Source organism: Amycolatopsis echigonensis, assembly GCF_014174495.1.
Taxonomy (GTDB): domain Bacteria; phylum Actinomycetota; class Actinomycetes; order Mycobacteriales; family Pseudonocardiaceae; genus Amycolatopsis; species Amycolatopsis echigonensis.
Genome location: NZ_JACJHR010000026.1, coordinates 88,904 through 110,448, shown reverse-complemented (window position 1 = coordinate 110,448; position 21,545 = coordinate 88,904). Strand labels below are relative to the sequence as shown.

The 21,545-nt window shown below is 69.9% G+C and carries 20 protein-coding genes; 12 read left to right on the top strand and 8 right to left on the bottom strand.

The window, feature by feature from the left end; all coding sequences use genetic code 11:
• Together H5411_RS19790 and H5411_RS19785 are read left to right on the top strand one after the other, a co-directional pair.
• Positions 1-2,334, top strand: a 2,334-nt coding sequence (locus H5411_RS19790; RefSeq protein WP_183124590.1) for an error-prone DNA polymerase, incomplete at its 5' end; no start/stop codon positions are given.
• A gap of 90 nt (positions 2,335-2,424) precedes the next feature.
• A complete protein-coding gene (locus H5411_RS19785; protein WP_183124589.1) occupies positions 2,425-3,012 on the top strand; it encodes a pentapeptide repeat-containing protein in 588 nt (195 codons plus the stop codon).
• 68 nt (positions 3,013-3,080) lie between these two features.
• On the opposite strand, the gene H5411_RS49580 is transcribed toward H5411_RS19785, so the two are convergent.
• On the bottom strand, positions 3,081-7,679 hold the full coding sequence (locus H5411_RS49580; RefSeq protein ID WP_312878455.1) for a TNT domain-containing protein: 4,599 nt from the start codon (positions 7,677-7,679) through the stop codon (positions 3,081-3,083).
• 265 nt (positions 7,680-7,944) lie between these two features.
• Between H5411_RS49580 and H5411_RS19770 the strand changes: the two genes are divergently transcribed.
• Entirely contained in the window at positions 7,945-8,799 is an 855-nt protein-coding gene (locus H5411_RS19770) for a bifunctional methylenetetrahydrofolate dehydrogenase/methenyltetrahydrofolate cyclohydrolase (protein WP_312878454.1), read from the top strand.
• Entirely contained in the window at positions 8,799-9,110 is a 312-nt protein-coding gene (locus H5411_RS19765; protein ID WP_101435924.1) for a DUF3017 domain-containing protein, read from the top strand. The genes H5411_RS19770 and H5411_RS19765 overlap by 1 nt, the downstream gene beginning before the upstream one ends.
• 7 nt (positions 9,111-9,117) lie before the next feature.
• Here H5411_RS19765 and H5411_RS19760 read toward each other — a convergent pair whose 3' ends face one another.
• Both H5411_RS19760 and H5411_RS19755 read right to left on the bottom strand, forming a co-directional pair.
• Positions 9,118-10,296 carry an MFS transporter gene (locus tag H5411_RS19760; RefSeq protein WP_101435923.1) on the bottom strand — a complete coding sequence of 393 codons (1,179 nt, stop codon included), beginning with the start codon at positions 10,294-10,296 and terminating at the stop codon, positions 9,118-9,120.
• Positions 10,297-10,481: 185 nt separating this feature from the next.
• The gene (locus H5411_RS19755; RefSeq protein WP_183124587.1) at positions 10,482-10,805 is read right to left on the bottom strand and encodes an ArsR/SmtB family transcription factor; all 324 of its coding nucleotides are present in this window, start codon (positions 10,803-10,805) and stop codon (positions 10,482-10,484) included.
• Between the two features lie 106 nt (positions 10,806-10,911).
• Between H5411_RS19755 and H5411_RS19750 the strand changes: the two genes are divergently transcribed.
• Together H5411_RS19750 and H5411_RS19745 are read left to right on the top strand one after the other, a co-directional pair.
• A complete protein-coding gene (locus H5411_RS19750) occupies positions 10,912-12,102 on the top strand; it encodes an MFS transporter (protein WP_183124586.1) in 1,191 nt (396 codons plus the stop codon).
• Between the two features lie 13 nt (positions 12,103-12,115).
• On the top strand, positions 12,116-12,763 hold the full coding sequence (locus tag H5411_RS19745; RefSeq protein ID WP_183124585.1) for a spermine/spermidine synthase domain-containing protein: 648 nt from the start codon (positions 12,116-12,118) through the stop codon (positions 12,761-12,763).
• Between the two features lie 39 nt (positions 12,764-12,802).
• Here the strand turns inward: H5411_RS19745 and H5411_RS19740 are convergent, their stop codons facing one another.
• Complete coding sequence (locus H5411_RS19740; RefSeq protein ID WP_101435919.1) at positions 12,803-13,384, bottom strand: HhH-GPD-type base excision DNA repair protein; 582 nt, start codon at positions 13,382-13,384, stop codon at positions 12,803-12,805.
• 27 nt (positions 13,385-13,411) lie between these two features.
• A complete protein-coding gene (locus tag H5411_RS19735) occupies positions 13,412-14,173 on the bottom strand; it encodes an AraC family transcriptional regulator (protein WP_183124584.1) in 762 nt (253 codons plus the stop codon).
• A gap of 50 nt (positions 14,174-14,223) precedes the next feature.
• Here H5411_RS19735 and H5411_RS19730 point away from each other — a divergent pair, with 50 nt between their 5' ends.
• The gene (locus H5411_RS19730) at positions 14,224-14,637 is read left to right on the top strand and encodes a DUF2000 domain-containing protein (protein WP_101440809.1); all 414 of its coding nucleotides are present in this window, start codon (positions 14,224-14,226) and stop codon (positions 14,635-14,637) included.
• A gap of 67 nt (positions 14,638-14,704) precedes the next feature.
• Positions 14,705-15,211 carry a hypothetical protein gene (locus H5411_RS19725; protein ID WP_183124583.1) on the top strand — a complete coding sequence of 169 codons (507 nt, stop codon included), beginning with the start codon at positions 14,705-14,707 and terminating at the stop codon, positions 15,209-15,211.
• On the opposite strand, the gene H5411_RS19720 is transcribed toward H5411_RS19725, so the two are convergent.
• Together H5411_RS19720 and H5411_RS19715 are read right to left on the bottom strand one after the other, a co-directional pair.
• On the bottom strand, positions 15,208-15,807 hold the full coding sequence (locus tag H5411_RS19720; protein ID WP_101435916.1) for a class I SAM-dependent methyltransferase: 600 nt from the start codon (positions 15,805-15,807) through the stop codon (positions 15,208-15,210). The genes H5411_RS19725 and H5411_RS19720 overlap by 4 nt on opposite strands.
• 29 nt (positions 15,808-15,836) lie before the next feature.
• Positions 15,837-16,202 carry a DUF2203 domain-containing protein gene (locus H5411_RS19715; protein WP_101435915.1) on the bottom strand — a complete coding sequence of 122 codons (366 nt, stop codon included), beginning with the start codon at positions 16,200-16,202 and terminating at the stop codon, positions 15,837-15,839.
• Between the two features lie 541 nt (positions 16,203-16,743).
• On the opposite strand from H5411_RS19715, the gene H5411_RS19710 reads away from it, so the two are divergent.
• Complete coding sequence (locus tag H5411_RS19710) at positions 16,744-17,967, top strand: NADP-dependent isocitrate dehydrogenase (RefSeq protein WP_101435914.1); 1,224 nt, start codon at positions 16,744-16,746, stop codon at positions 17,965-17,967.
• Between the two features lie 219 nt (positions 17,968-18,186).
• Positions 18,187-18,468 carry an SH3 domain-containing protein gene (locus H5411_RS19705; protein ID WP_183124582.1) on the top strand — a complete coding sequence of 94 codons (282 nt, stop codon included), beginning with the start codon at positions 18,187-18,189 and terminating at the stop codon, positions 18,466-18,468.
• Between the two features lie 641 nt (positions 18,469-19,109).
• On the opposite strand, the gene H5411_RS19700 is transcribed toward H5411_RS19705, so the two are convergent.
• Entirely contained in the window at positions 19,110-19,841 is a 732-nt protein-coding gene (locus tag H5411_RS19700; RefSeq protein WP_183124581.1) for an MBL fold metallo-hydrolase, read from the bottom strand.
• 65 nt (positions 19,842-19,906) lie between these two features.
• On the opposite strand from H5411_RS19700, the gene H5411_RS19695 reads away from it, so the two are divergent.
• Together H5411_RS19695 and H5411_RS19690 are read left to right on the top strand one after the other, a co-directional pair.
• Complete coding sequence (locus H5411_RS19695) at positions 19,907-20,722, top strand: exodeoxyribonuclease III (RefSeq protein ID WP_183124596.1); 816 nt, start codon at positions 19,907-19,909, stop codon at positions 20,720-20,722.
• Between the two features lie 466 nt (positions 20,723-21,188).
• Complete coding sequence (locus tag H5411_RS19690; RefSeq protein ID WP_312878452.1) at positions 21,189-21,527, top strand: hypothetical protein; 339 nt, start codon at positions 21,189-21,191, stop codon at positions 21,525-21,527.
• Positions 21,528-21,545: the final 18 nt, after the last annotated feature.

The window sequence follows — 21,545 nt, the reverse complement described above, 5'->3', positions numbered from 1 at the left end:
ATGGAATGCGCCTTCCGGCTTGAGCTTCTCGAGCCGGAGCTGCCGCCGTTCGACGTGCCGCCCGGCGAGACTGAGACCACGCACCTGCGAAAACTCGTCAAGGAGGGCTTCAAGGAGCGTTACGCGGGCAAAGACCACGAAGACGAGGCTTGGCGGCAGATCCAGCACGAGATGGAGGTGATCGAGAAGCTCGGCTTCCCCGGGTACTTCCTGATCGTCTGGGACATCGTCCGGTTCTGCCGGAAAAACGACATTCTTTGCCAGGGAAGGGGTTCCGCGGCCAATTCGGCGGTGTGCTACGCGCTCGGGATCACCAAGGTCGACCCCATCGAGTACCACCTGCTCTTCGAACGGTTTCTCGCACCCGACCGCGACGGCTACCCGGACATCGACATCGACATCGAGTCCGACCGGCGCGAGGAAGCGATCCAGTACGTCTACGGCAAACACGGCAGGCTCAACGCCGCCCAGGTCGCGAACGTGATCACCTACCGCGCCCGCTCCGCGATCCGCGACGCCGCCCGAGCGCTCGGCTACTCGCCCGGCCAGCAGGACGCGTGGAGCAAGCAAATCGACCGCTGGGGCGCTTTGCGCAGCACGGAAAAAGACCACGACCACGACATCCCGAACGACGTCGTGCAGCTCGCCTTCGCCCTCGAAGACTTCCCGCGGCACCTCGGCATCCACTCCGGCGGCATGGTGATGTGCCGGGAACCGGTGAGCCAGGTGTGCCCGGTCGAATGGGCGCGTATGGAAAACCGCAGCGTGCTTCAGTGGGAGAAGGAGGATTGCGCCGCGGCGGGGCTGGTGAAGTTCGACCTGCTCGGGCTCGGCATGCTCTCCGCGCTGCACTACATGCTCGACCTGGTCGAGGAATACAAGGGCGAGAAGATCGATCTCGCCGAGCTGGACCTCAACGACCAGAACATCTACGAAATGCTCTGCCGCGCCGACGCGATCGGCGTGTTCCAGGTGGAAAGCCGCGCCCAGCTGGCGACGTTGCCGCGATTGCGGCCGGAGGAATTCTACGACCTGGCCGTGGAAGTCGCGCTGATCCGCCCCGGCCCGATCCAAGGCGGTTCGGTGCACCCGTACATCCGCCGCAAACAGAAGCGCGAGAAGTGGGACTACGACCATCCGCTGCTGGAGAAGGCTCTGTCGAAGACGCTGGGAGTGCCGCTGTTCCAGGAGCAGATGATGCAGATCGCCCTGGACGTCGCGAACTTCACCCCGGCCGAGGCCGACCAGCTCCGGCACGCGATGGGGTCGAAACGGTCGCAGCGAAAAATGGAACGGCTGCACAAGCGGTTCCTCGACGGAGCTGTCGCCAACGGGCTGGACGCGGAGCTGGCGGAGAAAATCTTCCAGAAGCTCAAGGCGTTCGCCAACTTCGGCTTCCCGGAAAGCCACGCGCTGAGCTTCGCGCATCTGGTGTTCGCGAGCGCGTACTTCAAGTACTACCACCCGGACGCGTTCTGCGCGGGCCTGCTGCGGGCGCAGCCGATGGGGTTCTACTCGCCGCAGTCGCTGGTGGCGGACGCGCGCCGGCACGGCGTCACCACGCTCGGCCCGGACATCAACCGGAGTCTCCCGCACGCGACCCTGGAAGCGTTGCCGGACAACGGAAAACTCCACGCGGTACGCGGTGGGCTCAGCACTGTCCGGATGATCGGCGAAACGCTGGCCAAGACGATCGTGGCGGAACGGCAGGCGAACGGCCGGTACGAGAGCATGTCCGACCTCGGTCGGCGTGTCCGGCTCACCACGCCTCAGCTGGAAGCGCTGGCCACCGCGGGCGCGTTCAGCGCGTTCGGCCCGGGCCGAAGGCAGGCGTTGTGGTCCGCGGGCGCGGTCGCGCAGGACCGGCCGGAGAAACTGCCCGGCACCGGCGTCGGCGTGGAAGCGCCGATGCTGCCCGGGATGGACGGGCTCGAAGTCGCGGCCGCCGACGTGTGGGCCACCGGGATCTCGCCGGACAGCTACCCGACGGAGTTCATCCGCGACCGGCTCGACGCGCTCGGCGTCATCACCGCCGACAAGCTGCTGGACCGGTCCGACGGGGAGCGAGTGCTCGTCGGGGGAGCGGTCACGCACCGCCAGCGGCCCGCGACCGCCGGCGGAGTCACATTCCTGAACCTCGAGGACGAGACCGGCATGGTGAACGTGATCTGCACACTCGGGCTGTGGCAGCGGTTCCACCGGATCGCGCGAGGGAGCGCGGCGCTGCTGGTGCACGGAGTGCTCGAAAAAGCGGACGGCGTCGCGAGCGTGCGCGCGCAGAAACTGGAGCAGCTGAGGCTGCGGATCCCCACGAGATCGCGGGACTTCCGATGACCCGCGGACAGTTCGTGGACACACGCCTTGTGGCGACTCGCAGCCACCCCGTCGACGAGGCGGCACCGGGGCTGATGTCATCCTGTCGGGGTGACGGAGACCGGCGAGGACTACACCGAAGCGCGACTTTCCGGCCAGTGGTGGGAAAAACGCCAGTTCGCGGGTTGCGATTTCACCGAGGCGGACCTGCGCGACCTGCGCACTCGCGGCTGCACTTTCGACAATTGCGACTTCACCAAGGTCGACCTCGCCGGTTCGCGGCACGACGCGTCGGCGTTCCGCTCGTGCACGTTCGACCGCTCGGTGCTCGCCGACAGCCGATGGTCGTCGTGCTCGCTGCTTGGTTCGTCCTTTGTGGACTGTCGCTACACCGGGATCGCGCTGACCGAATGCGATCTGTCGCTGGCGTCATTCGCGCGCGGCCGGTTGCGGAAACTGGACCTGTCCGGTCTGCGGATGCGGGAAGTGAACCTCAACGAGGCGGATCTGACGGATTCCGATCTGCGGGGCACGGATCTGTCCGGGTCCCGGATGCTCGGCACGAGGTTTTCCGGAGCCGATCTGCGCGGCGCGGTGGTCGACGCGAACGGGCTCGTGCAGGCGGACTTGCGCGGCGCTTACGTGGACGTCGAACTGGCGGTGGCGTTCGCCGCGGCCAATGGCTTGGTCGTCAAGTAGCGCGCTTCCAGCTCTTCCGGGCACGGAAAAGGGGCGAAGCCCGCTGGCCCCGCCCCTTTTCCGCGTCCTCAGTCGATCGGCGGTTCGCCCGGGTCGAGTTCGATCAGATCGCCCTCGGCGAGCAGTTCTTCGATGCTCGCCGGAAGCAGGTAGGCCGACCCGCCGCCCGGCTGGTTGAACCACGGGATCGCGACCCCGGCCAGGGTTTCGAGCGGCCGCTGCACCCGGTACACGTGGTACGGCCGGTTCACCCACTCCGGCACCAGCGAACGCTCCTCGAACGGGGTGCCCGCCGCGTAGGTCAGGTTGCCGTTCGGGCCGCCGAAGCGGTCCAGCTCGCTGCCCGCGGGCAGTTCGCGCAGTTCCTTGCCGCGGAACAGGGTCAGCGGGGGCTCGCCGGACAGCGGCGCGATCGGCCACTGCCCGCTGCCGCCGGTTCCGTTGGCGCGCACCGGTTCCTCGCGCCGGGCCGGCGGTTCCCGCCGCGGCGGCGGGCTGACCGGCTGGGCGACCTGGGTGGGCGGTGCGCTGACCGGCGAGGCGACCTGCGTCGGCGGGGCACCGACTGGAGGAGCCACCTGGGTCGGTGGGCTCACCGGTGCCGAGACCTGCGCCGGCGAGGCTGGCGGCGGGGTCTGCCGGGACGGTGGTTCGTCGTCGGCCAGCAGCTGATCGGCTGGCGTGAACGCGGTCTGTTCCTGCGGCGGCACGTTCTCGCGCGGCCGGACCGGGAACGAGCCCGTCGCGACCTCGGGCGACAACGTCGCCACCACCGGCGGCTTCGGCGCGTTCGCGACTGGCTGCGCAGCCGGCACGGGAGCTCCCGCCGCGACGTACCCGTCGGGGTGCAGCAGCACCTTGCCGAGCATGAACGCCGCGGCGTCCTCCGCGTCGCCGAACACCGCCGGGTTGATCAGCTCGCCGTCGTACCAGCCGACGCGCCAGCCTTCGCCCACCTGCTCGACGCTCCACCCGCGTTCGGTGGGGCCGCCGAGCCGGTACGCGGCCTCGGGCACGTTCAGCTCGTCGAGCTTCGTCTGAAGTTCGGCCAGCTCCGGCTGGACAGGCTGTTCCCGCCGGGCGACCGGAGCCGGTTCGGCCTGCTCCCGTGCCGCGCGCCGCCCGCCGGACGGCGGGGGCACCGGCATCTCCGGCACCGGAAGCCCGCCGGGGATCTCGGACCCCGGCATGATCATCGCGGTGGGCGGGCCCGCGTCGTACTCGGCCTCGCGGCGGTTGTCGTCCTCGTACCCACTGGAGTGCGTGAACAGTTCGGCACGCTGCTCGTCGTCGCCGCGGGACGGTTCGTTGCCGTGCGTGAAGAGCACCGGCTCCTCGGCGTCGACCGGCTGGTGGACGTCGGTGTCGTCCTCGTCGGCGTCCGCGTGGCCCGGACCGGTGCCGTTGCGGCCGGAGACGAGGTCGTGGTGGACGTCGGTGTGGTCGTCGTCGTAATGGCCTTCGTCGCGGCGGTCGTACTGCGCGTCGTCGAAGTCCTGCTCGAACGGCGGCTCCGCGGGACGCTCCGGCGCGGTGCCGTGGCGACCCTCGGCCTCCTTCTGGCGACCCCGGCCGTGCGCGGCGGCAAGACCCGCGGCGGCCAACCCGCCGGCCGCGGCGACCCCGGCGGCAGCCGCGCCGACGTGGCTGCCGTGCTCGTCCGCTGGTTCGGCCTGGCCCTCGGGTTCGGCACCGCGCCGTCCGCCGTCCTCGGCGTTCAGCCGCACGTCTTCCCGACGGCTGTCGTCCGCTTCGGTGTCCGGTTGGGCTCGCCGACGGCCACCTTCCTGATCGCCAGCGCGGACGTCGTCCGATGCCGCGCTGCGACGGCCCGCGTCCGGCTCGGCGTTGTGCCGGTTCGGGGCGGCGGGTTCGTCGGCGGAGCTGTCCGCGCCGATGAGCCCGTCGGCACCGATGAGGCCATCCGCGCCGACCAGCCCGTCCTCCGCGTTCGGGGCAGCGGGCTGCTCGAACGCGCTGACGCCGGGGACCTTGCTCCCGTGGGCGTCGAGGTGGTCGTCGTACCCGTGGTCGTCGTCGTAGTCGCCCGCCGCGTCGCGGTTGCGGGCGTCGGCGTGGTGCGCGGGCACGTCGTAACCAGCTTCGGCATGGCTGTGCTGACCAGCGGTTTCGTCGTATCCGTGCGGCTCGGCGTACGCCTCGTGGGATGCGGCGTCCTCGTACCCGTGCTGGTCGGAGTAACCGCTCTCGTCGTACGGCTCGGCGTCGTATCCGCGGGCGTCGTGCGGTGCGGATTCGTCGTACTCGCCGTGGGGCGCGCGGTAGCCGCCGTCGTGGCCAGGCTCTTCGTAACCCTCGTCGTGCTGGTCGTAGTGCTCGCCGTGGCCTTGCTGGCCTTCGCCGCGGTCTTGCCGGTCGTAGTCCTCCGCGTGGCCGTGCTGGTCGTAACCGGCGGCATGACCGTGCTGGTCGGCGTCGGGGTGACCTTGCTGGTCGTAGCCAGCGTCGTGGTGGCCTGGGTCGGCGTAACCGACGGCGTCGTGGGCTCGGTCGTCGTAGCCGGACGCGTCGGGGTGCTCGTCGGAGCCGGGTGCGGCGTGAGCGTGGCTCGCGGCGGCTCCCACTGCGCCCGCGACTCCCGCCGCCCCTGCCGCGGCAGCGGCGACGCCCAGGCCGTGCGCCCCGCCGGGGCTGTCCGGGCCGGACACTCGCGTGCCCTGCGGAGCGCTCGGCGCGCCTGGCCCGCCTGCGGCACCCGGAGCGCCCTGCTGCGGACCAGGCCGGTCGCGCCGGTCCGAACCGCCGTGGGCTGGCGCATTGGGCTCGAAGTGATCCTCCGAGCCGCTGTGTGCGCCGCGATCGTCGAAGCCGGGTTCGTCCGTTGCGCCGGGCTCGCCGAATTCGTCGGCTGAGTGGAAGTTGTCGGGACTGTCCGGTCGGCCAGCCGCGCTGGGCCTGCCGGAACCGGGGCTGTCGAATTCGTTGGCCGGGTGGAAGTTGTCGGGACCGTCGGGTCGGCCAGCTGCGCTGGGCCTGCCGGAACCGGGGCTGTCGAATTCGTCGGCAGGGCCGCGCCGGTCGGGAGCGGGGCCGCCTGGGCCGCCGGTCGCGCCGGGCCTGCGGGAGCCGGGGGCGCCGAACTCGTTTGCCGAGTCGAAACCGTCGGGGCCAGGACCGTTCGGCCCACCGGCTGTGCCGGGCCTGGCGAATTCGTCGGCTGGGCGGAAGTCGTCGGGATTGCCCGGTCCGCTGGGCTGGCTGGGCCCGTGGGACCCGCCTGCCGCGCCGAGCGCGGCTGCTCCGAGACCTGCCGCGCCGAGTCCGGCCGCGGCTGCGCCGACTCCGGCTGCGCCAGAGCCGCCAGGCCTTCCGGAACCGGGTCCGTCAGCGCCGGGGCGGCCGGAACCAGGTCCGTTGGCGTCGAACTCGCCACCAGGGCCGCCGGAACGAGGCCCGTTGCCGTCGAATTCGCCGCCGGGACCGCCCGGGGCACCGGGTCCGCCGGGTCCGGCGATGCCGTTCGGTCCGCCAGCGCCCGGTCCGCCCGGCGTACCGGGGCCACCGGCGCTGCCCGCGCCGCCAGGACCGCCCGGAGCTCCAGCACCGCCAGGACCACCGGGCCCGCCAGCCGAACCCGGTCCGCCAGGCCCACCGGCACCAGGGCCGCCAGGACCAGCCGCGGCAGGGCCAACGGCGCCAGGTCCGCCCGGACCAGGAGCACCGGCACCGGGGGCACCGGGGCCACCAGCCGCGGGACCACCGGGACCACCAGCCCCGGGACCACCAGCCCCGGGACCACCGGCACCAGGGCCACCGGCACCAGGACCACCGGCACCAGGACCGCCCCCGGGAGCGGGTCGCTGCTGCGGGGTCTGGCTTCCACGGGTCAGATACGCGGCCGCTCCCTGCAGGGTCAGGTCGTCCACCTGCGGAAGCTGGAAGCCGTTCGCACGGATGTGCTCGATCAGGTCCGCTTCCGGCGAGACGCCGTACGTGCGGAGGTAGAAGTTCACCGCGGCAGGCCAGATCCAGTGGCCGTCGCTGTGGAAGGCGACTGGGACCGTCGCTTCGGGGGTCTGCGCGAGCCGGTCGATGTCGTAGCCGCGGTCCTGGACCACGACGGGTGCGTGGTCGAGGTAGTCCAGCAGCCGGTCCTGCTCGTCGACGTCCAGGTCAGGACGGTTGATGACGGGGCGGCCGGCGGGGCCGATGGTGTCGAAGATCCGTGCGATGCGGAAGTGCGGTCCGGGCTGTTCCGGGCCGAGGCCGGACATCCGGCGGATCAGCCACTCCGGCACGTTCTCCTCGGTGCGCGGGAACATGCGCAGCTCGTCGGAGTACGCCTGCGGCGGCGGGGCGAGGTGCCACGCCGGCTCGTCGCGGTTGTACTCGAGGTTGTAGCTGGAGGGGTGGTCCAGCTGGTAGCGCGCGTTGAACCACGTGCCGCGGCCGTCGCGGTACATGCCTGCGCGGAGCCTCCCGAAGAGGGTCGCGATGTCGTGCGTCGCGATCCATTCCTGCGTGGAGCCGTCCTCGAGCACGATCTCGCCGGTCAGCTCGTGGTACCTGCCGACGGCTCGGTACTCCGCGGAGACTTTGCGCCAGTCGCGGGGGGCGGCGCGAAGCAGGGCCAGTCCGATCTGCTTGACCAGAGTGTCCTGCTCCGTCGCGTTCAGCTGCGTCGTCGGTTGTGCCACAGAGAACATTTTGACTGTTCGCGCGCACGAACGCACCCCGCATAGGGCTTTTGCCACCCTCGGGCCGGCGGACGAGCGCGCTGACCTCGGCGGACGCGATATGGCACGGGTCACACGCCCGGGTGGGTGATGCGGTGGAGCGTCTCCAGTTTAAGACCCGGGACGGCTGATTCGACGGAAGACGCGCGGGCCGATCGGGTGGTGTCGCGGGCACACAGAGTGCAGAACCCACTCCTGACCGGCAGCCTCCGGCGGCTCTGCGACAATGGCCGCCGTGACGGCGAAGATTCTCGACGGCAAGGCCACGAAGAACGCCATTTTCGCAGAGCTGCGCCCGAGGGTGGCCGCGCTCGCGGAGAAGGGGATCACCCCTGGGCTGGGCACGGTGCTGGTCGGCGACGACCCCGGTTCCCACTCCTACGTGAAGATGAAGCACGCGGACAGCGCGAAGATCGGCGTCAACTCGATCCGCCGCGACCTGCCCGCGGACATCTCGCAGGAGAAGCTCGAGGCCGTCATCGACGAGCTGAACGCCGATCCGGCCTGCCACGGCTACCTCGTCCAGCTGCCGCTGCCGAAGCACCTCGACGCGAACCGCGTCCTCGAGCGCATCGACCCGGAGAAGGACGCCGACGGCCTCGCGCCGATCAGCCTCGGCCGGCTCGTGCTCGGCGAACCGGGCGCGCTGCCGTGCACCCCGTACGGAATCATCGAGCTGCTCAAGCGGCACGGTGTCGAGCTGAACGGCGCGCAGGTCACCGTCGTCGGCCGCGGCATCACCGTCGGCCGCACGCTCGGCTTGCTGCTCACCCGGCGCAGCGAAAACTCCACCGTCACGCTCTGCCACACCGGCACCCGTGACCTCGCCGCCGAAGTGCGCCGCGCGGACATCGTGGTCGCCGCGGCGGGTGTGCCGGGGATCATCAAACCGGACATGGTCAAACCCGGTGCGGCAGTGCTGGACGTCGGCGTTTCGCACGTCGACGGCAAGCTCACCGGCGACGTCGACCCGGCGGTCGCCGAGGTGGCAGGCTGGCTGTCGCCGAACCCCGGCGGCGTGGGCCCGATGACGCGGGCGATGCTGGTGACCAACGTGGTCGAGGCTGCGGAACGCGCGGCCGCGCGCTGATGGCGATGACCGGGCAACGGCACCGCGGCGATCGCCCCTGGCTCGTTCACGCGCCGTTCGCGGTGATCCTGCTGCTGCTGGCCGCGGCCGTGGTGCGCGCTGTCCAGTACCACTGGCGCGAGGGCGCGGTGCTGGTCGGCGTGGCCCTGTTCGTAGCCGGGGTGCTGCGCGCGGTACTGCCGGAGGAGCGCGCCGGGCTGCTCGCGATTCGCGGCAAGGCCGTCGACATCCTCACCTACGGCGCGTTGTGCGCCGCGGTGCTCTATATCTCGCTGACGATCGTCGGCGGCCCGTTCGACGCCTCCTCCTGAGCAGCCCTCAGGACGCGAGCGCGAGTTCCTTCTGGACCCGTGCCTCGCGCCGGTCCAGCAATCCGGACACCGCGGCGATCGACACGCCGAGCACGGCAAGCAGCGCGCCGACCCAGTTCGGGGCCAGCAGACCGAGGCCGCCCGCGATGACCAGGCCGCCGAGGTACGCGCCGATCGAGTTGGCGATGTTGAACGCCGACTGCACCGCGGCCGAGACCAGCGACGGCGTGCCGCCCGCCTTCTCCATGATCCGCGCCTGCATCATCGGGCCGATCATGAAGCCCGCGACGCCCACGAAGAAGATCGTGACAGCCGCGCCGACCTTGCCCTGCGCGGTCACGGTGAAGATCGCGAGCACGGTGGCCAGCGCGAGCAGCGCGACGTACAGGCTCGGCATCAATGCCTTGTCCGCGAGCCGTCCGCCGAGGTAGTTGCCGATCGTCATGCCGACCCCGGCCAGCGAAAGCAGCACCGTGACGTTGGCGGGCGAGTATCCGGCGACGTCGGTCAGCATCGGCGCGATGTAGGACATGCAGGCGAACACGCCGCCGAGACCGAACATCACGATCGCCAGCGCCAGCCACACCTGCGGGCGGCGGAACGCGCCGAGTTCGCCGCGGATCGACGGATCGGCCGGGCGGCCCTGGTGCGGCACCAGTTTCGCGATCGCGGCGATCGCGAGCAGGCCGATCACCGCGACGACGCCGAACGTCGCGCGCCAGCCGACCTGCTGGCCGAGCAACGTGCCGAGCGGAACGCCGATGACGTTCGCCAGCGTCAGTCCCATGAACATCATCGACACGGCCTTCGCGCGCTGGCCCGGCTGCGCGAGGCTGGACGCGACGACCGCGCCCGCGCCGAAGAACGCGCCGTGCGGCAGGCCGGCGAGGAACCGGAACGCGATGCCGAAGTCCTGGTTCGGCGAGAGCGCGAACAGCGCGTTGCCGACCGTGAACAGGCCCATCATCGCCAGCAGCATGGTTTTGCGCGGCAACCGGACGGCCAGCGCGGTAAGCAGCGGTGCGCCGATCACCACGCCGAGCGCGTAGGCGGAGATGAAGTAGCCCGCGGACGGGATGTCGATGTGGAAGTCCGCGGCGGTCAGAGGCAGCACACCCATCATCACGAACTCGGTGGTCCCGATGCCGAAGGCACCGACGGCGAGCGCGAGCAACGCGACGGGCACGGCTCTCCCTTCCTCAAGAAATCGATTGCTCAGCGCCTGGCCAGCAGGCTTCTGAAGCGCTTTAGAACGAGGGCAAAAAACTAGACAGCCCCGACGTCGTCGTGCTGTCTCGCTCTAGTTGAACCGATGGAGGGCGGGCTTGTCATCCCGGTATTCGGGTGAGGACCGCCACGTAGTGCGACCGCTCAGCGCGGCGCGGCCAGCACGCCGTCGAGCAGGCCGGGGAAGAGCGCGTCGAGATCGTTGCGGCGCAACGAGTTGTACCGGGTCGTGCCTTCCTGGCGGCCGGCGATCACCCCGGCCTGGCGCAGGGTCGCGAGGTGATGGGTGAGTGTGGACTTGGTCACCGGCACCTCGAAACCGTTGCACGAGATCTCGGTTTCGGAGTTCGCCAGCTGCCGGACCATCGCCAGCCGCACCGGGTCGGCCAGCGCGCGGAGCACTGCTTCGACGGTGATCTCGTCGCGCTCGGGATAGGCGAGCGGAGGGAGGGAGGCGTGAGCGGGCATGCGTCCATAGTACGACGGTTCTCGAATTTGTCGGTGGGTGCGTGTACGGTCATCATCGAACTACGACGTTCGTCGAACTATCCGTTCAGGTCTCATTGGGGGACTCATGTCCAGCGTCTCGTCCTCGGCGGCGGCCCGGAACTCGGTGCTCGCGTTCGGGGCCTTCGGCGTCGGCACCAGCGGCTACATCGTGGCCGGGTTGTTGCCGGCGCTGACCTCTGAGCTGCACATCTCCGCGACGGCCGCGGCGCAGCTCGTCACGTCGTTCGCCATCGCGTACGCGGTGGGCTCGCCGTTGTTCGCCGCCGCCACCGGCCGGTGGGAGCGGCGCACGCTGCTGGTCGCCGCGCTCGCGGTGGCCGCGGTCGGGAACGTCTTCGCGGCCGTCGCGCCGGGGTACACCACGCTGCTGATCGCACGGGTCGTCACGGCGGTCGGGGCTGCTGTCTACACCCCGGCTGCCACCGCAGTCGCCGCTGAACTGACTACGCCGGAACGTCGCGGGCGAGCCGTTTCCCTGGTATTCGGCGGGCTCACCATCGCACTGATCTTCGGCGTGCCGCTCGGCAGCGTGATCTCCCAGCAGTTCGGCTACGAGGGCGCGTTCCTGTTCGTCGGCATCCTCTCGCTGCTCGGCGCGATCGGCGTGCAGGTCGCGTTGCCGAAGGTCGCTCCGCCGCCAGTCGTCGGGCTCGCCGAGCGGTTCGCGGTGGCGCGGGACAAGCGGGTGGTCGCGTTGCTCGTCACCACGACGCTCGCTTGCCTGGCCGCGTTCATGGTCTACACGCTGGTGTCGCCGGTCCTGTCCGCCACGGCCGGTGTCTCCGGCGGAACGATCACGGTGCTGCTCTTCTGCTACGGCATCGGCGGCGCGATCGGCAACTTCGCCGGGGGCCGTGCGGCGGACAAGTGGGGACCGCGCAAGCCGCTGCTGATCATCCTCATCGGGTTCACCGTCGTGATGGTGCTGCTGCCGTTCACCGCGACGACCGTTGTCGGGGCCGGGATCACGTTGTTCGTGTGGGGCTTGGCGAACTGGTCGTTCAGCCCGCCGCTGCAGCACCGGCTCATCGAACTGTCGCCGGGGCACGCCGGTCTCGCGCTGTCGCTCAACGCGTCGGCGATCTACCTTGGCGTCGGGCTGTCCGGCGTCGTCGGCGGTGCGGTGCTGACCTCGGCCGGACCGACCGTCCTGCCGGAGGTCGCCGCGGTCCTCGCCGCCGCGGCGATGCTCGTGGTCTTGTTCTTCTGGGGCGCGCGCAAGCGGGTTGAGGTCCGCGAGGAGGTCGCGGTCTGAGAAGCTGCCGGACGTGGCGGAGGTACTGGAAACCGTGCCCGGGCACGGGGGCGAACTGGTGCTGCGGCGCGACGGCACCGAGTTCGAGGTGATCGAAAACGGGGTGTTCCTGATGGACACCCGCAATGGCGAGTCGGAACGGCTGCTCGTGACCGGAGCGGCCGACCGGCTCGCGCCCGGCGCGCGGATGCTGATCGGCGGCCTCGGCGTCGGGTTCTCGCTGCGGGCCGCGCTGGATCACCGTGCGGTCGGTTCCGTGGTGGTCGTGGAACGCGAGCCAGCGGTGATCGCCTGGAACCGGACTGGTCCGCTGCGCGAAGTCCACGGCGCGGCCTTGGACGATCCGCGGGTGACGGTGGTCGAGGCGGATCTGCTGGAGTGGCTGCGGACGACGAGCGAGACGTTCGACGCGCTGTGCCTGGACATCGACAACGGTCCAGAGTGGACGGTCACCGAAGGGAATGCCTCGCTGTACGCGGCTTCCGGTCTCGAGCGGTTGTCGCAACTGCTGCGTCCGGGCGGGGTGCTGGCGGTGTGGAGCGCGGGCGCGGCACCGCGGTTCACGGCTCGGTTGCGGGAGCTGTTCGCCGAGGTGGACGTGGTGGAGATTCCGGTGCCGCGCGGAGAACCGGACGTGGTGTGGTTCGCGCGAGGCTTGTGAGTGCCTATGCCGGTTCTAACCGGGATGAACACTCACGAGTCAGTTCGCCTTGGCGGCGGCCTTCGCGGCCTTCTTGAACGCGCGCACCTCGCCGAGCGTCTTGGCGTCCGTCACGTCCGCGATGGACCGACGCGAGCCGCGGTCGCCGTAGGCACCGGCGGCTTCTCGCCAGCCCTTCGGGGCCACTCCGCGCTGTTTGCCCAGCAGCGCCAGGAAGATCTTCGCCTTCTGCTCGCCGAAACCGGGCAGTGCCTTGAGCCGCTTCAGCACCTCCTGGCCGTCCGGTTTGGGGCGTCCGTCGAGCCAGATTCCCTCGGTGCGGCCGTCGTAGTTCTCGATGATGTGCAGCGCGAGCGCGTGCACCCGGCGCGCCATCGAGCCGCCGTAGCGGTGGATGGCCGGCGGCACCACGCACATCTCGACGAACTTGTCGACGTCCGTCGCGGCGATCTTGCGCAGGTCGAAGCCGTCCATCCGGTCGGCGATCTTCCGCGGGCCCGCGAAGGCGTGCTCCATCGGGTACTGCTGGTCCAGGAGCATGCCGGTGAGCAGGGCGAACGGGTCGTCGTTGAGCAGCTTGTCGGCCGCCGGGTCGCCGGTCAGGTGCAGTTCGCGCAGCATGGGGCCATCTTCGCACAAACCGCCCGGTCAGCCGCGTGCGAAGCGGGCCGGGGTGGTGCCGAGGTAGCGGCGGAAGTGCCGGGTCAGGTGCGCCTGGTCGGCGAACCCCGCCGTGGCCGCGACGGCGGCGGGCGGGGTGCCGTCGAGCAGGAGGCGGCGGGCGTGGTCGACGCGGCGGCCGGTGACGTACCGGTGCGGCGGCAGTCCGAAGCGGCGGCCGAAGGCGCGGACCAGGTGGACGGGGTGCGCACCCAGTACCTCGGAGGCGTCGGCCAGAGTCAGGGAATCGGGGAGGCGCTCGTCCAGGAGGTCGCGCAGGTCGTCGGCCAGGCCGCGGTCGGGCGGCGTGCTCGTCGGGCGGCCGAGGTGGCTACGGAGTCGCTGGGTGACCAGCGCGAGGCGGCTTTCGGCTTCCAGCGGTTCGGCGAGCGACTGGTGCAGCTGGTGGATCCTGGTGCGCAGCAACGGATCCGCCAGGCTCGGCTGGTCGACGGCGGCCCCGATCAGGTCTTCGCCGAGGACGGCGGCGTCGAGGTAGAGCACGCGTTTGCGGAACCCGTAGCTGGTCGTGGCGCGCCCATCGTGTGCGACGTTCGGCGGCAGCAGCGTGACAGCGGTGCCTAGTGCGCCGTGATGATGGCGGTCGAGGTCGTAGCTGATGGCACCGTCGTCGACGATCAGCAGCGTCCAGGTGTCGTGCGTATGCGCGGGGTAGGCGTGGTCGGTGAACCGGGCATGGAACGCCTCGGCGATTCCGGGCACCGAAGGACGCCAGGCCGACACCGTCATGTTCAAAACGTACAAGACCCGCGCGCGGCGCCGAGCCGATGCTGTCGCGCATGAACCGATTCGACACGAAGATCGCCGTGCTGCTGCGGGACGACTTGGCCTCGTGGCAACGGCTGAACGTCACGGCGTTCCTGGTGAGCGGCGTGGCCCACACGACGCCCGAGTTGATCGGCGAGCCCTACCTCGACGCCGACGACACCGAGTACCTGCCGATGTTCCGCCAGCCGGTACTCGTGTTCTCCGGCTCCGCCGAGACGCTCGCGCTGGCGCACAGCCGCGCGCTCACGCGGGGTCTGCGGTTCTCGATCTTCACCGATGAACTGTTCCAGACCGGCAATGACGTCGACAATCGCGCGGCGGTGCGGGCGGTGCCGAGGGAGAAACTGGCGTTGGCGGGGATGGCTGTGCACGGGCCGAAGAACGCGGTGGACAAGATCCTCAAGGGCGCTCGGCTGCACGACTGAACGGGGGGTTTTCGCCGCAGGGCCAGGAATCCTGCCGAGATCGGAAGCAGCCCAGGGGAGGGAAATCATGCGGAAAATCTTGGCGGTCGTCGCTGCCGTGGGTATCGCGTTCGGCACCGCATCGGTCGCGCACGCGGACCCGACGGTCGGGTTCGGCTACACCTCGGACGAAGGCGCATACCCGTTTGAAGGCAGTGCTTCGTGGACCGCCGACGAGGTCACGGCATGGGAGTACGGCGGCGCGGTGAAGGTGGACGCCGAGTCGCCCGACGGCTGGGATTGGGCCCGGCTGGAACTCAGCGCGCCTGCCGGACAGCAGCTGCACGAGGGGACTTACTCGAACGCCGCTGTCCGGCAGCAGAACTCGCCCCAGCTCGCGACGCCCGGCTTCATCGCGTTTCGCGGAACCCGGGCGGGCGGCACAGGTGCTTGCGCCGCCCCAGGAGCGACGGCCGACTTCACCGTCTCCCGCCTGACCCGCGCCGCCGACGGAGCGGTGACCGACCTCGACGTCACCTTTGTCCTGCGCTGCTCCGCCGCAGTGACCCGCGGCGAAGCGCACTTCCACCGTTAAGCCTCCGCGAACACCGCGAAAACCTGCCGTACCCGGTCACCCTGATCAAGCGTCACGTGCTGTGCCTTCGCCGAGCTGAACCCGGCGTCGGTGGCCAGCGCGGCGGCTTCGTCGAGGGTGCCCGGGATGCGCAGGTCTCGCGGGATCACCTCGGCGAACTTGCCGCCCGGCTTGAAGCGTTCCGACGACACCACGCTGAACGCCAGCTTGCCGCCCGGACGCAGCACTCGCCGCCAGTCGGTCAAGGCGCTCGGGCCGAGGAAGTGCAGTGCGGACGCGCAGACGACCGCGTCGGCCTCGCCGTCTCCGATCGGCAGCGGGACCGCGGACCCGACGTGCCAGGTGATCCGGCCGGACGGGTCGCGGTCGGCGGCCTTGGCTCGGGCGATCTCGATCATCGCGGGGGAGAGGTCGATCGCGAACACCGCGGCCGGTTCGAGCCGCAGTGCCGCGAAGGCCGCGGCGCCGGTGCCCGCGGCGACGTCGACCAGCAGGCCGGGCTTCTGGGGGAGGCCGCTGATCAGCTGCTCGGCCACATACGGATGGAAGGTGTCCTCGTCGTATCCCGCCGCGTCGGCGTCGAAAAGTGTGCTCACCCAGCCACCGTAGTGCGCTTGACCAGTGATTATTCGGGCAAGCGACGACGGCCGGCGAAACCGAGGTCGGCCCGGTGGTACCAGGACAGTTCGCGGTCGCCTTCGAGCCAGCAGAGCAGCACGTCGTCGCCGTCGAGCGAGGCCGGGAAGTCCACCAGCAGCGGGGCGAACCCCTTCAGCTCCGCCCCGGTCGCCTGGATCGCGGTCATCAGGTCGTCCAGCCGCGCCTGCGCGGCCTTCCACTCCGGCAGGCCGCCGAGGCTCGTGTCCCGCCCGCCCGGACGCAGGGACGCGGCGAGTTCGGCGGCGTCGGCGCGGACCCGGATCAGCTCGGCGAGCACGGGAAGCAGCCGGGCGAGTTCGGCGCGGGCCTCGGCTACGGTGAACAATCCCATCTGCAAATAGTCTCACCGGGCCCGCACCGCGCTGCCGCTACCTGCGCCGTCGCGCGAGCGTCGCCGCGAGGCCCGTGCCGACCAGCAGGAATCCGGCGCCGAGGAACCAGCCGCCCGCCGAATTCGGCCGCCCGCTCGTCGCCCGGCAACAGGCGCAGCAGGTCGATTCCCGTCCGCGGCGACACGAGCGTGGCCGCACCGGGCAGCACGCCCCAGACCACCCCGCCGACGATCGGCCAGGCCGACGACCAAGCGCCGAGCGCGACTGTCCGTCGCTGATTGGGCGAGGCAGGGCGCGGGGTACGACAGGACGGTGACCTCCCAGGCGGTGGTTGCGCGATGGGATGATCGCCGGACTCGTCCGGTTCCCCCACGGCCGGGCGGGCCGGACAGCGCCCGGTCGGAAGGCCGGGTCAAGGGTGGTAGAGACTTGATTCCGACCACTTCTGGAACCATCCAGCTCTGTTAAGCAGTACGCTTGTACCGCTATCGGAGAGCGAAGAAGCGAACGCGAAGATCCGCGGAAGGAGCACCGCTGCTCATGGCCAAGATCAAGGTCCAGGGCACCGTTGTCGAACTCGACGGCGACGAGATGACCCGCATTATCTGGCAGTTCATCAAGGACAAGCTGATCCACCCGTACCTGGACGTCAACCTGGACTACTACGACCTGGGCATCGAGGAGCGGGACCGCACCGACGACCAGATCACCGTCGACGCCGCCAACGCCATCAAGCAGCACGGCGTCGGCGTCAAATGCGCCACGATCACGCCCGACGAGGCGCGCGTGGAGGAGTTCGGCCTCAAGAAGATGTGGGTGTCCCCGAACGGCACCATCCGCAACATCCTCGGCGGCGTGATCTTCCGCGAGCCGATCGTCATGCGCAACGTGCCCCGGCTGGTACCCGGCTGGACCAAGCCGATCATCATCGGCCGCCACGCGCACGGCGACCAGTACAAGGCCACCAACTTCAAGGTCCCCGGCCCGGGCACCCTGACGATGACCTACACCCCCGAAGACGGCTCCGAGCCGATGGAGTTCCAGGTCGCGAACTTCCCCGAGGGCGGCGGCGTCGCGATGGGGATGTTCAACTTCCGCAAGTCGATCGAGGACTTCGCGCGCGCGTCGCTGCAGTACGGCCTCGACCGCGAGTACCCGGTCTACCTGTCGACCAAGAACACGATCCTCAAGGCCTACGACGGCATGTTCAAGGACGTGTTCCAGGAGATCTTCGAGACCGAGTTCAAGGCCGACTTCGACGCCAAGGGCATCACCTACGAGCACCGGCTGATCGACGACATGGTCGCCGCGTCGCTCAAGTGGGAGGGCGGCTACGTCTGGGCGTGCAAGAACTACGACGGCGACGTCCAGTCCGACACCGTCGCGCAGGGCTTCGGTTCGCTCGGCCTGATGACCTCGGTGCTGCGCACGCCGGACGGCAAGACGGTCGAGGCCGAGGCCGCGCACGGCACGGTCACCCGGCACTACCGCCAGCACCAGCAGGGCAAGCCGACCTCCACGAACCCGATCGCCTCGATCTACGCGTGGACCCGGGGCCTCGAGCACCGCGGCAAGCTGGACGGCAACTCCGAGCTGATCGGCTTCGCGAACAAGCTGGAGCAGGTCGTCGTCGACACCGTCGAGGGCGGCAAGATGACCAAGGACCTCGCGCTGCTGGTCGGCAAGGACCAGGAATGGCAGACGACCGAGGAGTTCCTCGCGACGCTGGACGAGAACCTGGCCAAGAAGATCGCGCAGGGCTGATCTTTCTTTAGCCGTTTGAGAGAAGGGCACCTCGGAGGAGTCTTCCGAGGTGCCCTTCTTTTTTTGTCACTCTTCGTGTTGTGCTGATGACAGGATTGGCACCTCCGGGTGGAATGGGAGCGAGAACCTGTTCGGGCACGGGCGGACTGCCTACTCTGGACAAGGGGTTTTCGCGACTGAGGAGCGGCCGTGATTCTGGGTTTGCCCAAGAAGACACTGATGATTATCGGAGTCGTCGCGGCGGTTGTGGTCATCTACGCGCTCGGTCAGAAAGGCCAGGCCGACGCGCAGGGATCCCCGACCGGCTGCAAGGTCTCGGTGACCGCGGACGTGCTCAACGCGCGGGAAACCGCGGCGGGGAACGGCAAAGTCGTCGGGAAGTACTTGCGCGGCGCGGAATTCGACGCACAACCCGTGGTGCAGAACGGGTTCCGGAAGATCGCCGACGGCAAGTGGGTCGCGGACAGCTTCGTGACGCCGGTGTCCGGGGCCAAGTGCTGAGTCTGGTGAATACGGGAACCTGGCTGAGGGTTTCTCGGTAGTGCGCTGGGGTCTCGTCCCGCCGACGGGCCTGGCGCGCGGTGCCGAGGTCCTCACGGACTTCCCCGGGAGCGGGCCTTGCGGGCCTGTCTCGTCCCAGCCGGTGCTCCGGCCGTGGCCGCCATCGCGAACGGCGAACCCGCAGCACATCGCGCTGCTGAGAAAACCTCACTGTGGCGCGGGGCGTTCGGGCTGCTGGCCTTGCCGGGCTTGGGTTCGGATGGCCGCACCGAGGCGTGGAGCGTTCGGTACGGCTGGTCTGCGGAGTGGCTTGCCGGGCCGGGGTTCGCGTGGCTGCTGGGTTCGTCGCGTCGCACGGTGCGCCGGGGACCTGAACGTGGACCGGGCACGTTCGGATGGGTGTGCATTAGCTCGCGCGATTAGTCGCAGCTTCGTCTCGTGTGGTGGGACGGCCTCGGTTGTCCAACCTGGAATTCCCCCGGTCGGTTGAACCGATGCGCCCGTACGGATCGGAATGCGCGCGATTGCCCGAAGCTTTTACGACACCTGCCCCGATTCGGTTTGCTCTTTGCGCTGGGTGGTATCGGGGGCTAACGCGTTCAGCGTGAACATTGATCGCATTTGAGGCGCCGAAAGCGCGATTATGCGTGATTCAGCATGAGTCCTTCTTCCGCGGCGAGCACTTCCCCGGAGAACTCGGTGCGAGCTTCGGCCACCGAAACTGCTCGATCGGAACCCGGCCAGAAATGCGTGAGCAGCAACGTCGCGACATTCGCCGAGGCGGCGAGCTGTCCTGCTTCCGCGGCGGTCATCAGGTGGCGGGGTCCGTCTGGTGGCGCGCCTTGCAGGGTGGCTTCGCAGATGAGGACGTCGGCGTCGCGGGCCAGGTCGGTCAGTTGCGGAGCGGGACCGGTGTCGCCGGTGTAGGCGAGGGTGTACCCGGGAGTGGTGAGCCGGACTCCGTAATTCGGCACGTGGTGCGGCAGGAGGGCGGCGGCGAGCCGGAACGGGCCGAGGTCGGTCTCCGGGCCGAGGTCGTGGAGGTCGAAGATCTCGGCGGGGGCCGGGTTGGGCTCCATCGCGGCAAGCCGGCGCACGGTGCCGGGAGTGCAGTGCATCGGGAGCTTGCGGTCGGTGGTGTAGTGCCGGGCCCGGCCGAGCGCGCTGACGTCCGCGAGGTGATCGGGATGCTCGTGCGTCACGACGATCGCGTCGAGCCGGTCGGCGGGGACGTGCCGGAAGAGCTGCGGGGCGGCTCCGTAACCGAGGTCGAGCGCGACGTGGAAGTCCTCGTGGGACAGGAGGAATCCGGCGCAGGCGCGACCGGGTTCCGGCCAGGCGCCGCAGCTGCCGAGGACGGTCAAGCGAGGCATGGCGGCCATTCTGGTCCTCGCCGGACCCGGCCGTGCCCGGAAAATTGTCGGACCCGGCGGGTAGCGTGCGCGGGGTGCTGATCGTCTCCACTGTCAATGTCAATGGCCTTCGGGCCGCCGTCAAGAAGGGCTTCGTCGAGTGGCTGGCCGCCACTGAGGCGGATGTCGTCGCGTGCCAGGAAGTGCGGGCCGAGGCCGCGCAGCTGCCCGCGTCCGTCGTCGCGCCGGAGGGATGGTTCGCCGCGCACGCGCCCTCGGCCGCGAAGGGGCGCAACGGGGTTTCCCTGTACAGCCGCGTCGAACCGGACGAGGTGCGGACCGGGTTCGGCGAGCCCGAGTTCGAGGACAGCGGGCGGTACCTGGAAATGCACCTGCCCGGCGTGGTGGTGGCGAGCCTGTACCTGCCGAGCGGCGACGTCGGCACCGAGCGCCAGGACGAAAAGGAACGCTTCATGGCCGCGTTCCTGCCGTATCTGGTCGAGTTGCGCGCGAAGGCGGCCGCGGAAGCCCGGGAGGTCGTCGTGGTGGGCGACTGGAACATCGCGTACGACACCGTCGACCTCAAGAACTGGCGCGGCAACCAGAAGAACTCCGGCTTCCTGCCGGAGGAGCGCGAGTGGATGGGCCGGGTCTACGAGGCGGGCTACGCCGACGTCCAGCGCCGGCTCGACCCCGAAGGCCCCGGCCCGTACACGTGGTGGTCCTACCGGGGCAAGGCGTTCGACAACGACTCGGGCTGGCGCATCGACTGCCAGCTGGCGACGCCCGGCCTCGCGGAGAAGGTGAAGTCGGTGGTGGTCGAACGGGCGGAGTCCTACGACCAGCGCTGGTCGGACCACGCTCCGGTCACCGCGACATACGACGTGCCGTTCCCGGGCTGAGCCGGGTTGTCCTGCTGGTGACGAGTGGATGAATAACCTGCTGTGGGTAGTTCTGGTTTGTTCTGAGGGGTGATTCCGTCCCGTTTCGCCGGGGTTGAGCACACTGTGCGTGGTCCCGCGGAGGGCGCACGGCGCTGACCACCGACGACGCCGAGGGGGCAGGGGTGCCCTCGGTTACTCCCCGAGTGGGCGCTAGCCTCGGCGTCCGAGTTGATCAGATCCGACAGGTCTTGACACGCTCGGTAGTTTTCTGACCAGTAGCACGACGAGAACTCATCCGTACGGGTGAGACGCTCGCTCAGACAGTCACCTCGCGGGAGGCACTCCGGTGCGCAACCCAGGCCGGTTCGTGACACGGTCCACGCTGGCTCTTGGCCGTCCAGCGCTGCGCTCGTCCGTCACCCCATCGGGGGTGTCCGCGACGAGGGCGGCCGAACGGACTCCGGTTCGCGACGGTCGCGGTGCAGTGGCGGCCGGCTCCCGCCGTTCCCTGGCGGCGGCGGGACGGGTCTTGGCGGTGCTGGCGACCATCCTGATCGCGGCCGTCGGAACGGGCGCGACGGCGTTCGCCGACAACGGGGTCGTCCAGGCTGAGACGACGTCGACCGGTTTCGGGATGCTCGGACCGGTCGGGTTGGTCGCGGTGGGCTTCGGCGTCATCGGGATGGCGCTGGGCGTCGTCCGGCAGCGGCGCAAGGCGCGCGCGAAGGAGATCGAGGCAGTGGCCGCGGCGGGGGCTCTGGACGAGGAGCCGACCCGGCCGCTGGAACCGGTTCCGGCCGCGCTGAACCTGCGGCAGTCCTAGCCAGCCTGGCCGGTTCTC

What these genes read in the sequence shown, in the direction of transcription:
- H5411_RS19740 (WP_101435919.1), bottom strand. Translation starts at nt 13,384, where the DNA reads ATGCTGCGCGAACTGCACCTGACCGGCGACCCGGCGGCCGACAAGCTG.
- H5411_RS19725 (WP_183124583.1), top strand. Translation starts at nt 14,705, where the DNA reads ATGCGGAAAATCTTGGCGGTCGTCGCTGCCGTGGGTATCGCGTTCGGC.
- H5411_RS19715 (WP_101435915.1), bottom strand. Translation starts at nt 16,202, where the DNA reads ATGGGATTGTTCACCGTAGCCGAGGCCCGCGCCGAACTCGCCCGGCTG.
- H5411_RS19700 (WP_183124581.1), bottom strand. Translation starts at nt 19,841, where the DNA reads ATGCCTCGCTTGACCGTCCTCGGCAGCTGCGGCGCCTGGCCGGAACCC.
- H5411_RS19705 (WP_183124582.1), top strand. Translation starts at nt 18,187, where the DNA reads ATGATTATCGGAGTCGTCGCGGCGGTTGTGGTCATCTACGCGCTCGGT.
- H5411_RS19750 (WP_183124586.1), top strand. Translation starts at nt 10,912, where the DNA reads ATGTCCAGCGTCTCGTCCTCGGCGGCGGCCCGGAACTCGGTGCTCGCG.
- H5411_RS19765 (WP_101435924.1), top strand. Translation starts at nt 8,799, where the DNA reads ATGGCGATGACCGGGCAACGGCACCGCGGCGATCGCCCCTGGCTCGTT.
- H5411_RS19735 (WP_183124584.1), bottom strand. Translation starts at nt 14,173, where the DNA reads ATGACGGTGTCGGCCTGGCGTCCTTCGGTGCCCGGAATCGCCGAGGCG.
- H5411_RS19755 (WP_183124587.1), bottom strand. Translation starts at nt 10,805, where the DNA reads ATGCCCGCTCACGCCTCCCTCCCTCCGCTCGCCTATCCCGAGCGCGAC.
- H5411_RS19730 (WP_101440809.1), top strand. Translation starts at nt 14,224, where the DNA reads ATGAACCGATTCGACACGAAGATCGCCGTGCTGCTGCGGGACGACTTG.
- H5411_RS49580 (WP_312878455.1), bottom strand. Translation starts at nt 7,679, where the DNA reads ATGTTCTCTGTGGCACAACCGACGACGCAGCTGAACGCGACGGAGCAG.
- H5411_RS19710 (WP_101435914.1), top strand. Translation starts at nt 16,744, where the DNA reads ATGGCCAAGATCAAGGTCCAGGGCACCGTTGTCGAACTCGACGGCGAC.